Raw genomic sequence first — 13,346 nt, 5'->3', positions numbered from 1 at the left:
TTTCCTAAAATTATATTTTCTGATGAGCTTATTCAGTGACAATTAATGTTAATGGCTTTTATTGCGGCCATTTCATTTCGTTTTTAAGCACCTTGGCACTTAATTCCAAACTAGATTCATCTTTCAGTTCAGGGTAATGTTTTTTCATCGCTGCAATGAGTTCAGCTGAGTCTTTTGCTTTAGGAATTTCTGCATTTAACGTCGTTAAATAACGTTGAGTAAAGGTCACTGATTCTAATGTTTGTGGTGCGTTATCAAGATAATGCCCTGGAACCACGGTGACTGGTTTCAATGCTTTGATTTTATCTAGTGTTGTCAGCCAGTTTTGGCGTGACTCAGTTGTTTGAGTATCAGCGACCCATAAATGAATATTACCCGAGACGGCAACACCACCGACGACCGCTTTTAATGATGGGATCCAGACAAATGTTTTTTCTGGCGATGGCCCATCTAAGCCTTCAATATTAATTTCCTGTCCATCAACCGTAAAACTTTTGCCTTGCAGCTCTTGCGGGACAATGACACGGGTAGGGGCATTTTCTTTCAAAATCGGGCCCCAATAGGCCATTTTCCCGTCTTTGGTGGCTTTAATTTCTTCAATGGTTTGCGGGGTTGCGATCACTTTAGCTTGTGGAAAAGCCTTGGTAATCACATCCAGGCCGAAATAGAAGTCAGGATCTGCCTGGCTGATATAAATAGTGGTCAGTTTCTTACCACTTTGCTGAATTTTCTTCACCAGAGCTTCGGCATCATTGCGCTGAAATTGAGTATCAATCAGCACCACTTCAGTTTTTCCGCTGATAATTTCAGACGATACCGGGAAGATGCTTTTTTCACCGGGGTTATAAACTTCCATTTTGAGCTGTTCAGCTGCATTAGCCGTTGATACAGCAGCGAAAGTTGTCAGGCCAGCAAAGGCCATTTGTAATAGAGTTTTATTTAACATGTTCATTTTCCTGAGAGTGACTGGGGTATGGGCTAGATAATAGATTGCTTATATCGATAGAAAAACCCGATAATAGGCAATTGTTTGTTGCTTAAATCGAGCTAATAATGGATAGGATTACCGCAGCAGAGGTGTTTGTCGCTATTGTTGAGCGGGGCAGTATGATTGCCGCTGCCGAGACTTTGGATATGTCGCGGGCCATGGTGACACGCTATTTGGCGCAGATGGAGCAATGGGCCGGAGCACGTTTATTGCACCGCACAACTCGAAAATTGAGTCTGACTCATGCTGGGGAGTCCACACTCACGCGTTGCCGACATATGCTTGAATTTGCTAAAGATATGGATTTAGTTGAGGGGCAAGAAAATGATGAACTGCGCGGTTTGTTGCGTATCAGTTGCTCTCAATCGCTAGGACAAAGTGCAGTGGCGATCGCCGTTACTGAGTATTTACGCCGTCATCCTCAGGTCGCAGTGGATTTACAAATGAATAACCGAACTGTCAATCTGGTGGAGGAACGTATTGATTTGGCACTGCGTATTACCAATGATTTAGATCCCAATTTAATCGCTCGTCCGCTCTCCATTTGCCATTCAGTGGTTTGCGCTTCGCCGAGTTATTTATCTGCTAAAGGAACGCCGAAAATCCCATCTGACTTGGCAGTTCACAACTGCCTGACCTATTCCTATTTTGGTAAAAGTTTATGGCATTTTGATCAACAAGGAATTAAATCATCTGTTGCGGTCGGGGGGAATCTCAGTGCCAATGAATCGGTCGTTTTGCTCAGCGCAGCATTAGAAGGTGCCGGTATCACTTTGCAACCCTGCTACTCCGCCGCGCCTTATATTGCCCGTGGTGAGCTAATAAGATTATTGCCAGATTATCAACCACAGGCGATGGGAATTTATGGAATCTATACCTCACGTCGGCAAATGCCAGCGACATTAAGGTCGATGTTGGACTTTTTGGTGGAGTGGTTTGCCACTCACCCCCTGCCTATTTGAAACCGCAGCGGTGTTAGCTGCATTCACTCACCCGAATCACTGACTTGAGTCAGCTCATCGAGATTCGTTTATTTGCTGCCTTGCTGCGTCTTCAATTAGTTTGTGGGCCTGCCTATTTGAAACCGCAGCGGTGTTAGCTGCGCGGTTACATTCTCAAACATATTTTTATTGTTGGCGATGTGTCTAAATCATTATTTATTTCATTTGGTTATCGCTAAAAATGATAAATTATTACTTATCAGGCTAGTTATAACTCTGTTCATTACTGGTCATCATTCCTCAACTCATGTTATTTCTATCTATGCCTGTCATGTTGAAGTTGATTGGGTATGGCAAGTTGAGAAATTAAACAATTATAAATAATAGGGTTATTGCTGCATTATTCGGCAATTGGCCGCTTTCTTTTGCCTTTTTTCTACTTACTGCTACATGTCGGTTAATTATTACTGGCAACAATTTGATCTGCCTGTGACCTACGACGGGGAGATATTATCTGACTGGGAGCTTTGATTATGCCTGTTGCGCTCTTGGCATTAGCACTGAGTGCTTTTGCTATTGGTACCACTGAATTTGTCATTATGGGATTGTTGCCGCAGGTGGCGGGTGATTTGCACATCTCGATTCCAACTGCAGGTTGGTTAATCAGTGGCTATGCGCTGGGGGTGGCTATCGGCGCACCTATCATGGCGGTTTTGACGGCTAAGTTACCGCGTAAAAAGACATTATTGTTATTAATGGTTATCTTTATCATTGGTAACCTGATGTGTGCACTGGCATACAGTTATGATTTCCTGATGTTAGCCAGGGTCATTACCGCGCTGAGCCACGGGGCCTTTTTTGGTATTGGTGCTGTGGTGGCTTCTAATCTGGTGGCCCCCAATAGACGGGCGTCTGCGGTGGCGCTGATGTTTACCGGCCTGACACTGGCGAATGTGTTGGGCGTCCCCTTGGGAACCGCTTTGGGGCAAGCTTTCGGCTGGCGTTCGACATTTTGGGTCGTCTCGGTCATCGGCTTATTCTCACTGGCAACACTTTATAGCAAGCTGCCTTCTTCTCAGGAGGAAGCGCCGACCGAGTTACGCAAAGAGATTGCGGCGCTGCGCGGTGGCGGCATCTGGTTATCTTTGCTGATGACGGTCTTTTTTGCTGCGGCGATGTTCGCCCTCTTTACTTATATCGCGCCAATTCTAACTGAAGTGACTCAGGTTTCTGAGCACGGTATCAGTTGGACATTGTTGTTGATGGGGGTGGGTCTGACATTGGGCAATATTGTTGGTGGGCGGTTAGCTGATTGGCGATTATCGGTGAGTCTGACCATGACGTTCTTGCTCATCGCGATTTTTTCAGCCCTCTTTAGCTGGACAAGTAACTCATTCTTGGCGGCGGAAGTGACCTTATTCTTGTGGTCAGCTGCGGCATTCTCAGCCGTGCCAGCTTTGCAAATTAACGTCGTCACTTACGGCAAAAAAGCCCCTAATTTGGTATCAACCCTCAATATTGCGGCCTTTAATGTCGGTAATGCTTTAGGGGCGTGGGTTGGGGGCGTGGTGATCGCCAAAGGGCTGGGATTGACGGCCGTTCCGCTGGCCGCCGCCGGACTCGCAGTGATTGGTTTGCTGCTGTGTCTGTTTACTTTCTCTCGGGCGCGCGCCAGTAAGGTCACAGCCGTTTAATTAACCGCTTAATACTGTTGGGCAATCACCGCGGCCAGACGTTGTTGGAAGGTGATTGCCTGTTGTTTCAGATGCTCGATAAAGGTCTCCACCAGAGTTGATGATGGGCGATGCATTGGCTGTATCAAACTGATAGTAAAGGGAATCTCAACACTGAATGGCCGTATGCAAACGCCGTCAGCGGCCCCTTTGCCGATATAATCCAGCGCGGTTAATGGGTTAACAATGGAGACCCCCACCCCCTCCCGCACCATGGCGCAAACTGATGCCGCGCTGTGAGTTTCCAAAACTAATCTTCGATTAATACCTTGTTCCGTAAAGAGATTGTCCAACAATTGGCGATAACTGTCGGTGACTGACAGGCTGATAAAATTCTCGCCCTGGAAATCTTGCGGTGTGAGAACCCTTTTTTCCCGCAACGGGTGATCATTGGGTAATACACAAACTTCATTCACCGTCATCAGCGCATGACGCACCGTGCCTGCTGGGGTCTGCGTATTTTCTGTCAGGCCGAGGTCGTGCCGCTGGGCTGAAAGCCATTCTTCCAATAAAGGTGATTCTTGCGGAATAACACTGAGGCTAACTTCCGGATAGCGGTCAATAAAGGGTTTGCACACTGCCGGTAGCAGTGATTGAGAAAATACCGGCAGGCAAGCAATAGAAAGCTGTGCATGCTGGAATTGGCGGATTCCCTCGGCGGCTTGTTTAATACGATCAAGCCCATAATAAGAGCGCTGAACCTCTTCAAATAAGCGCAAACCTTGCACTGTGGGATACAACCGCCCGCGCACTCGATCAAACAGCTTTAACTGGACTAATTGCTCAAAACGAGCCAATTCACGGCTGACGGTCGGTTGTGATGTCTGGAGCAATAATGCGGCTTCAGTCAGATTACCGGTGGTCATAACAGCATGAAAAATTTCTATTTGTCGTAGAGAAATAGCGGGCATCACAGCGCTCCGGCGGTGGTGTAAAAATCATCTAATCCATATCATAAATGAATAGACTAAGGGTAAATAGATATTTTCCTCACCGCCACTCTGTCGTTAATAATAAGTCATCCGCGAAATCCTTATTTTCGCCCCTATATTGACCATCCATTATTAGGACATACCTATGCCGCGCGCACTTAACGATATTTCTACGGCACTGACTGCCCAAAATCTGATTGCTTTACCAGAGCGTTTTGGTTGCCCGGTTTGGGCCTATGATGGTGAAATCATTACTCAAAAAATCAATCAATTGCGTCATTTTGATGTCATTCGTTTTGCTCAGAAAGCCTGTTCAAATATTCATATTTTGCGGTTGATGCGTGAGCAAGGGGTCAAAGTTGACTCGGTATCACTGGGCGAGATAGAACGCGCATTACAGGCTGGTTTCCAGCCGGGACAGGAACCCGCTGAGATTGTCTTTACTGCCGATTTGCTGGATCAGGCCACATTATTGCGAGTGACGGAATTAAACATCCCGGTGAATGCTGGCTCCATCGATATGCTTGATCAACTGGGGCAGCATGCGCCCGGCCACCCTGTCTGGCTGCGGGTCAATCCGGGGTTCGGCCATGGACACAGTCAGAAAACCAATACCGGCGGTGAAAACAGCAAACACGGTATTTGGCATGAGGATTTGCCGCAAGCCATTGATAAAATTCAGCAATATGGTTTAACGCTGGTGGGCATTCATATGCATATTGGCTCCGGTGTTGATTATCAGCATTTGGAACAAGTTTGTGATGCTATGGTGCAGCAAGTTATCGCGCTTGGGCAAGATATCAGCGCTATTTCGGCTGGTGGCGGGTTATCTATTCCGTACCAATTTGGTGATGATGAGATTGATACCGAACATTATTATGGTTTATGGAATCGCGCTCGCGAGAAAATTGCCGCCCATTTGGGCCATGCTGTCAGTCTTGAAATTGAACCCGGCCGCTTCCTGGTGGCAGAGTCCGGTGTGCTAATCGCGCAAGTTCGGGCGGTGAAAAATATGGGCCGCCGACACTATGTTTTGGTGGATGCGGGCTTTAATGATTTGATGCGGCCGGCCATGTATGGCAGTTACCATCATATTTCGTTGCTACCTGCCGATGGGCGCTCACTAGCGGGCGAGCCACTGCTTGATACTGTGGTCGCTGGCCCGCTTTGCGAGTCTGGGGATGTGTTTACTCAAGAAGCCGGTGGTGGGTTAGAAACCCGTGCATTACCTACCGCCAAAATTGGCGACTATTTGGTATTCCATGATACCGGGGCTTATGGCGCATCAATGTCTTCTAACTACAATAGTCGCCCATTATTACCAGAAGTTTTGTTCGAGCAGGGGCAGCCGCGTTTAATTCGCCGCCGCCAAACCATCGAAGAACTTATTGCATTAGAGCTGATTTAATCATAGTGACCCAATGCTTCACTCATCTGCCAGTGGGGAGTTAATATTAGTTTGTGGGCTAGCGACTGAATGGCGGCGCACCAGTGTTGGGCTGAACATATTAGTGATTTCGGGCAGTGGCGTGTTATTGGCGAGCGCCAATGCTAATTCTGCCGCCTGAGTTGCCATCGCTACCACCGGATAGCGAATGGTGGTCAGGCGAGGGCGCAAATAACGCGAGATCAACACATCGTCAAAACCGATCAGTGAGATCTCTTGCGGCACCTCGATACTGTTATCACTGAGCACGGATAATGCTCCAGCCGCCATCGAATCATTGTAACAGGTGACCGCGGTGAAGTGTTTGCCGCGGCCAAGTAGCTCGGTCATGGCTTGCTCACCGCCGATTTCATCTGGCGTACTGTAGGAGATTAAGCGGTCGTCAACCGGCAGACCAAACTCTTCCAGTGCATCCAGATAACCTTGCAGCCGATCAATAGCATCTGAAATCTGATGATTGGAGCAAATAATCGCAATCCGTTTATGACCTTGTTGAATCAGATGGCGGGTTGCCAGCCAGGCACCGTAACGATCATCCAATGCGACACAGCGAGCTTCAAAACCGGGTAAAGTGCGGTTAATCAACACCATACCGGGAATTTGCTGCATTAATGATGTCAATTCTTCATCGGATAATTTTTTGGCATGGACGACCAGCGCGGCACAGCGATGGCGGATCAGTTGTTCGATAGCCTGGCGCTCTTTTTCCTCTTCATGGTAACCGTTTCCAATCAATAGAAAATTACCGGTGGCATAAGCCACTTGCTCGACGGCTTTGACCATTGAGCCAAAGAAGGGGTCGGATACATCAGAGACAATCATACCGACGGTTTCTGTTGATTGTTGCGCCAGCGCCCGAGCATTGGCATTCGGGTGATATTGCAACTGCTCCATAGCGTCACATACCGCTTTTCTTGATGTTTCACTGGCCTTGGGCGAATTATTGATAACACGAGATACCGTCGCGACGGAAACACCCGCCAGCTTGGCAACATCCTTAATAGTGGCCATTTTTCTTCCAGAAATTTTCAGGGTAATCGCTTACATCACCCAGTTTTGCGGAAAACAGGGCGCTCCGCAAGGGGGGATGATCGCAACTTAGTGAGAAAAAAGCGCAGCATCGAAAATTAGGAACATTACCCCCGGATGGGCGACAAAAAAAGTCACACCGCCAGACAGCGAACAAAAAAACATCAGTACCTGCTTAGTCCAAAACATTTAGGTTTAGTCAAAATTGTGCTTTGGGTTTACTGCTGGGTAAATGTTACTTTTATGATCTATTTAATTGTTTGAGATAGCTATGTCCATCACCCGTTACCCCCAGCTTGCCCACTGGGGCGCATACACCGCCGTCGTTGAGGATGGCAAATTAATTCGCTGCGAACCTTTTGCCGATGACTCCAATCCGTCACCCTTGCTGGATTCCATTGTCCCAATGGTCTATTCCGACAAACGTATCCGCAAACCCGCAGTACGTCGCTCGTGGTTACAGCACCGGGAAAAAAGTGACCGCACTTTGCGTGGACGGGAAGATTTTGTTGAGGTGGACTGGGATGTTGCACTGGATTTAGTCGCAGCAGAGAATCGCCGTGTGAGGGATAAATATGGCCCATCAGGGCTATTTACCGGCTCCTATGGCTGGTCTTCTGCTGGGCGTTTACATCACGCTCGCTCATTAGTTCGGCGTTTCTATTTCGGTGGCGGTGGGGGGGTTGATCAACTTGGTAACTACAGTTGGGGTTCGGCGCAGTTTTTCTTACCCTATGTGATAGGGACTTTTAGCCCACTGACCGGCAGAGTGACGTCTTGGCCGAGTGTGGTCGAGCACTGCGAGCTGTTTATCGCCTTTGGTGGATTAGCCTTGAAAAATGCTCAGGTATCCTCTGGCGGTTCAGCGGAGCACTCATTAAAACCCTGGCTGGAGAAATTGGCAAAAAAAGGGACGCCGGTGATTAACATCAGCCCGATGCGCGATGACTGCCCAGACTTTGTTAATGCGGAATGGATACCCATTCGCCCGAATACCGATGTGGCATTGATGCTGGCGCTGGCATATGAAATTCAGCGGGTTGGGGGAGAAGACCGTGCTTTTCTGGCTAGCCACTGTGTGGGCTATGAGCAATTAGCCGATTACATTCGTGGAGTGAGTGATGGCGTCGCGAAAACGCCAGACTGGGCCAGTGAAATCACCGGTATTCCGGCGGCAAGAATAAGTCAGTTAGCACAGCAACTTATTGGTGTGCGTAGCTTTATGACTTGCTCCTATTCAGTTCAGCGCGCACACCGTGGTGAACAACCTTACTGGATGGTAATCGCGTTATCCGCCATGTTAGGGCAAGTGGGCTTGCCTGGTGGCGGTTTCTCATTTGGTCACGGCTCAATGAATGGCGTGGGTAACCCCAGAATTGATACCCCAGGGCCAACTATGTCGGTGGGGAAAAATCCATCTGGGCTGGCGATCCCGGTGGCGCGGATTTGTGACATGTTGCTGCAACCGGGGCAACCTTATCAATTTCAGGGCGAAACTCATACCTACCCCGACATTCATCTGGTGCACTGGGCGGGTGGCAACCCTTTCCATCATCATCAGCAATTAAACCGGCTGGTGGAGGGCTGGCAAAAGCCGGATACTGTGATTGTGCAGGATATCTGGTGGACACCCGCGGCTAAAATGGCCGATATCGTGTTGCCGGTGACCAGTTCGCTGGAGCGCAATGATATTGGTGGCTCGTCTCGAGACCGCTATGTCTTGGCGATGCATCAGGCCACTGCCCCGCAGCATCAAGCCCGGCACGATTTCGATATTTTTGCTGATTTGGCTGAGCGGCTCGGTTATCGCGACACCTTTACTGAGGGGCGCGATGAAATGACGTGGATCAAGCATATCTATCAAGAATGTGGTGCCGCGCAACAGCCTCATGGGGTGGAATGGCCTGATTTCGATACTTTCTGGCAACGGGGGCATGTGGATTTACCGGCTCCACAGAAAGAGTTTGTTTTCTTTGATGCTTTCCGATCTGATCCGCAGGTTAATCCACTGCAGACGCCGAGTGGTAAAATTGAGCTATTCAGTGAAAAAATCGCCAGTTATCAATATGATGATTTTGCTCCGCATGCACAATGGAAGCCCCCTATTGAATGGCTGGGCGCACCGCAGGCGGAACAATGGCCGCTGCATTTGATCTCTATCCAGCCGAGTGACCGCTTGCACAGCCAGCTTGATCCGGCCCCTTTGGCGCAGGGGAATAAAACTGCAGGGCGCGAAACTCTTTATATGCATCCGCAGGATGCGGCCAGCCGTGCAATAACTGAGGGCAGCCAGGTGAAAGTGAGTAACTTACGCGGTAATTGTCTGGCGGGGGTGCGCATTACTGATGGTGTGACTCGTGGCGTAGTGCTGATGGCTACAGGGGCATGGTTTGACCCCGGCTTTGGTAGTCAGCAACCTATTGATAGTCAACAACATCAGGTTGAGCAATCCGGTAACCCGAATGTCCTGACATTGGATATTGGGACTTCTCGTTTGACGCAAGGCCCGAATGCGATGAGTTGCCTGGTTGAGGTGGCGCTGTACTAATGCGCAGAATGTACCCTAATGAATTACAAAACTTTTCGGCTTACTCACAATGTTCACTCCTGGTTACACTTTGCACGTAAATGTTGCGATTGCTTGCTGGCTGAGGGTTCGCAGAAACAGATACAGTAGTGATCCCAGAGGTATTAATTGGTGAATAATCAACATACGCTGTATGTTAAAGCCAGTTTTTTATTTGCACCGACCTACGCAGATGCGTAGGTTTTTTTTTATTTGTTCTTTCACCGCGTATTTCCAGCCTCCTCTTACAGATAAATCAGCCACTATTATAGTATTCTCTTCTTATCATATTCATCGAGTTATAGAGAAACAGATATGGCTTATCGCTTGTTACGTGCTCTTTTTCGTGGGTTGTTTCGCGTCACCATCGAGGGTATTACTGACCAGTTTTCACACCAAAAGCTGATTATTACCCCTAATCATGTCTCTTTCCTTGATGGTGCGTTGTTAGCGCTGTTTCTCCCAATAAAACCAGTATTTGCGGTCTATTCCAACATCACTGAAAGCTGGTATATGCGCTGGTTGCGGCCCTATGTGGATTTTGTCGCGCTTGATCCGACCAAGCCGATGGCCATCAAACACTTGGTCAGAATGGTCGAGCAGGGCAGGCCGGTGGTGGTATTCCCTGAGGGCCGAATTACCGTGACCGGCTCATTGATGAAAATTTATGATGGCGCTGCATTTGTGGCCGCGAAATCAGGCGCTATGGTGGTTCCTATCCGTTTAGAAGGCCCGGAATTTACTCATTTTGGCCGATTGGGCGACGTGCTAAAAGTCCGTTGGTTGCCAAAAATCAGTATTCATGTGTTGCCCGCAACCCCCTTACCCATGCCGCAAGCTCTGCGTGCTCGTGACCGCCGAGTGTTGGCGGGTGAGCGTTTACACACCATTATGATGGCGGCGCGTATGGCTATTGTGCCGCGCGAAACGCTATTCGAAGCGCTGCTATCCGCACAAACGCGCTATGGGCGCTTTAAACCCTGCATCGAAGACATTTCCTTTAAAGAAGATAGCTATCAAACACTGCTAAAGAAAATCTTAGGTGTCAGCCGTATTCTGCAACGTTTTACCGCGCAGGGAGAGCATGTTGGGATGCTTTTGCCCAATGCCACAATCACGGCTGCGGCGATTTTCGGCGCTACTTTGCGGGGCCGTATCCCAGCGCTGCTCAACTACACTTCCGGCGCTAAAGGCCTAAAAAGCGCCATTACCGCAGCTTCATTGAAGACTATCGTCACTTCGCGCCAGTTTTTGGAAAAGGGCAAACTGACACATTTGCCTGAGCAGGTAACAGAGGCTAATTGGGTCTATCTGGAAGATTTAAAAGACACTGTGACTCTGGCCGATAAGCTATGGATTTTATTCCATTTATGTTGCCCTCGTCGGGCGATGGTGCCACAGCAGGCTGACGATAGCGCCTTGATTTTATTCACCTCCGGCTCAGAGGGTAATCCTAAAGGTGTGGTGCATTCGCATGCCAGTTTATTGGCAAACGTCGAGCAGATCCGCACCATCGCAGACTTCACACCGCGTGATCGTTTTATGTCGTCACTGCCGCTGTTCCATGCTTTTGGCCTGACGGTTGGTTTATTCACCCCGTTAATGACCGGCAGCCGTGTATTCCTCTACCCCAGCCCGCTGCATTATCGGGTAGTACCTGAACTGGTGTATGACCGCAACTGTACCGTGCTGTTTGGCACGTCCACATTCTTGGGCAATTATGCCCGCTTTGCCCATCCTTATGATTTTGCCCGCTTGCGTTATGTGGTGGCTGGCGCTGAAAAGTTAGCCGATAGCACCAAACAGATTTGGCAGGATAAATTTGGTATTCGTATTTTGGAAGGTTATGGCGTCACGGAATGTGCGCCAGTGGTGGCCATTAATGTGCCGATGGCGGCCAAAGTGAATACTGTGGGCCGCATTCTACCCGCGATGGAATCCCGCGTGATTCCGGTCCCCGGTATTGAGCAGGGCGGGCGTTTACAATTGCGTGGCCCGAATATTATGCGCGGCTATCTGCGGGTAGAAAACCCAGGGGTGCTGGAGCAACCCACAGCCGAAAATGCTCAGGGTGAGCAGGAAGCCGGTTGGTATGACACCGGGGATATTGTGGCAATTGATGAACAAGGATTTTGTGCCATTCGTGGCCGGATGAAGCGCTTTGCTAAATTAGCCGGAGAAATGGTCTCACTGGAGAGTGTCGAGCAGCTTGCACTGCGAATTTCACCGGCTGAGCAACATGCAGCAGCCACGAAAACAGACAGCGCCAAAGGGGAAGCCTTGGTGCTGTTTACCACCGACAGTGAAATAACTCGCGAGAAACTACTCAAAGCAGCACGGGAAAACGGGGTTCCTGAACTGGCCGTCCCGCGTGATATTCGGCTGGTGAATGCCTTGCCCTTGCTGGGGAGCGGCAAACCTGACTTTGTGACATTAACTAAAATGGCGGAAGATCCGGAGATGAGCGCATGAGTCAGCAAGCATTAGCAGATAAGCCACTGTTATCAAAAGGGATGGTCGCGGTTCTCTGCGCACAGTTTTTCTCGGCTTTTGGCGATAACGCACTGCTTTTCGCCACATTGGCATTAATTAAGCAGCAGCTATACCCCGACTGGAGCCAGCCAATTTTACAAATGGCATTCGTCGCGACCTATATCATTCTAGCGCCGTTTGTCGGGCAATTTGCCGATAGCTTTGCCAAAGGGCGGGTGATGATGGTGGCGAACGGCTTGAAACTGGCCGGTGCGTTGGTTATCTGCTTTGGCTTTAATCCGTTTTTGGGATATAGCCTGGTGGGCGTGGGGGCTGCGGCCTATTCACCCGCTAAATATGGGATTTTGGGAGAAATTACCTCCGGAGAACAGTTGGTTAAAGCCAACGGCATGATGGAAGCTTCCACCATCGCCGCCATTTTACTCGGCTCGGTTGCCGGGGGCGTGCTGGCTGATTGGCATCTGGGGGCGGCATTGGGGGTGTGTGCGCTGGTTTATGCTATTGCGGTGGTCGCGAATATGTTTATCCCAAGGCTAGCCGCCGCTCGCTCCGGTAGCTCATGGCGGCCGCGGGCAATGACTGGCAACTTCTTTGCGGCTTGCCGGATTTTATGGCGCGATGGCGAAACCCGTTTTTCACTGGCGGGAACCAGCTTGTTTTGGGGCGCGGGGGTCACATTGCGTTTCCTGTTGGTGCTCTGGGTGCCTATTGCGCTAGGGATTACCGATAACGCGACTCCGACACTACTCAATGCCATGGTGGCGATTGGTATTGTTGTCGGGGCGGGGGCTGCGGCTCGTTTTATCACATTGAAAACGGTGAAACGCTGCTTACCGGCCGGGGTATTGATTGGTGTGGCAGTCGCGATTTTTGCTCTGCAACACAGCATGGCAATGGCTTATCTGCTGTTGATTATCATCGGGATTTTAGGCGGATTCTTTGTGGTTCCGCTCAATGCTTTATTGCAGGAGCGCGGTAAAAATAGTGTCGGTGCGGGCAATGCCATTGCGGTGCAAAATCTTGGTGAAAACACCGCGATGCTGCTGATGCTGGGCTTGTTCTCGGTGGTGGTGAAACTCGGCGTGCCAGTGGTGGCGGTAGGGGTTGGTTTCGGCGTGATATTTGCACTGGCGATAGCGCTGCTCTGGGGTTGGCAGTGGCGGCAACAGCGGCGCAAAGCGGTGTAATAACTTAAACCTACTTATCACCCTGTAATA

Annotated in this window: 9 protein-coding genes; 6 read left to right on the top strand and 3 right to left on the bottom strand. The window is 49.4% G+C overall.

The genetic code is table 11. The features are described from left to right. Positions 1-58: 58 nt before the first annotated feature. Positions 59-946, bottom strand: coding sequence for an MBL fold metallo-hydrolase (locus OP863_RS15425; RefSeq protein ID WP_145541343.1), 888 nt, complete (start codon positions 944-946; stop codon positions 59-61). Between the two features lie 107 nt (positions 947-1,053). Between OP863_RS15425 and OP863_RS15420 the strand changes: the two genes are divergently transcribed. Then, on the top strand, positions 1,054-1,950 hold the full coding sequence (locus OP863_RS15420) for a LysR family transcriptional regulator (protein WP_145591001.1): 897 nt from the start codon (positions 1,054-1,056) through the stop codon (positions 1,948-1,950). A gap of 512 nt (positions 1,951-2,462) precedes the next feature. Next, complete coding sequence (locus OP863_RS15415; RefSeq protein WP_145591000.1) at positions 2,463-3,623, top strand: MFS transporter; 1,161 nt, start codon at positions 2,463-2,465, stop codon at positions 3,621-3,623. Between the two features lie 8 nt (positions 3,624-3,631). Here the strand turns inward: OP863_RS15415 and OP863_RS15410 are convergent, their stop codons facing one another. Then, a complete protein-coding gene (locus OP863_RS15410; protein ID WP_145590999.1) occupies positions 3,632-4,573 on the bottom strand; it encodes a LysR family transcriptional regulator in 942 nt (313 codons plus the stop codon). Positions 4,574-4,739: 166 nt separating this feature from the next. Between OP863_RS15410 and lysA the strand changes: the two genes are divergently transcribed. Next, positions 4,740-6,002 (top strand): diaminopimelate decarboxylase, encoded by a 1,263-nt coding sequence (gene lysA / locus OP863_RS15405; protein ID WP_145590998.1) that lies wholly within the window; start codon positions 4,740-4,742, stop codon positions 6,000-6,002. An 18-nt stretch (positions 6,003-6,020) separates the two neighbouring features. Here the strand turns inward: lysA and galR are convergent, their stop codons facing one another. Next, a complete protein-coding gene (galR, locus tag OP863_RS15400) occupies positions 6,021-7,052 on the bottom strand; it encodes an HTH-type transcriptional regulator GalR (RefSeq protein ID WP_038631166.1) in 1,032 nt (343 codons plus the stop codon). 289 nt (positions 7,053-7,341) lie between these two features. On the opposite strand from galR, the gene OP863_RS15395 reads away from it, so the two are divergent. From OP863_RS15395 to lplT, 3 genes are all read left to right on the top strand, one after another. Further along, the gene (locus tag OP863_RS15395) at positions 7,342-9,618 is read left to right on the top strand and encodes a molybdopterin guanine dinucleotide-containing S/N-oxide reductase (protein WP_265525491.1); all 2,277 of its coding nucleotides are present in this window, start codon (positions 7,342-7,344) and stop codon (positions 9,616-9,618) included. Positions 9,619-9,951: 333 nt separating this feature from the next. Next, a complete protein-coding gene (aas, locus tag OP863_RS15390) occupies positions 9,952-12,108 on the top strand; it encodes a bifunctional acyl-ACP--phospholipid O-acyltransferase/long-chain-fatty-acid--ACP ligase (RefSeq protein ID WP_265525490.1) in 2,157 nt (718 codons plus the stop codon). Beyond that, positions 12,105-13,316, top strand: a complete 1,212-nt coding sequence (gene lplT, locus OP863_RS15385) for a lysophospholipid transporter LplT (protein WP_265525489.1) — start codon at positions 12,105-12,107, stop codon at positions 13,314-13,316. Before aas ends, lplT begins: the two co-directional genes overlap by 4 nt. Positions 13,317-13,346 lie beyond the last annotated feature (30 nt).

The sequence above is a fragment of the Yersinia sp. SCPM-O-B-9106 (C-191) genome, assembly GCF_026183365.1.
Classification (GTDB): Bacteria; Pseudomonadota; Gammaproteobacteria; order Enterobacterales; family Enterobacteriaceae; genus Yersinia; species Yersinia rochesterensis.
The sequence above is the reverse complement of the archived record's forward strand: the minus strand, read 5'-3'. Positions and strand labels throughout refer to the sequence as shown.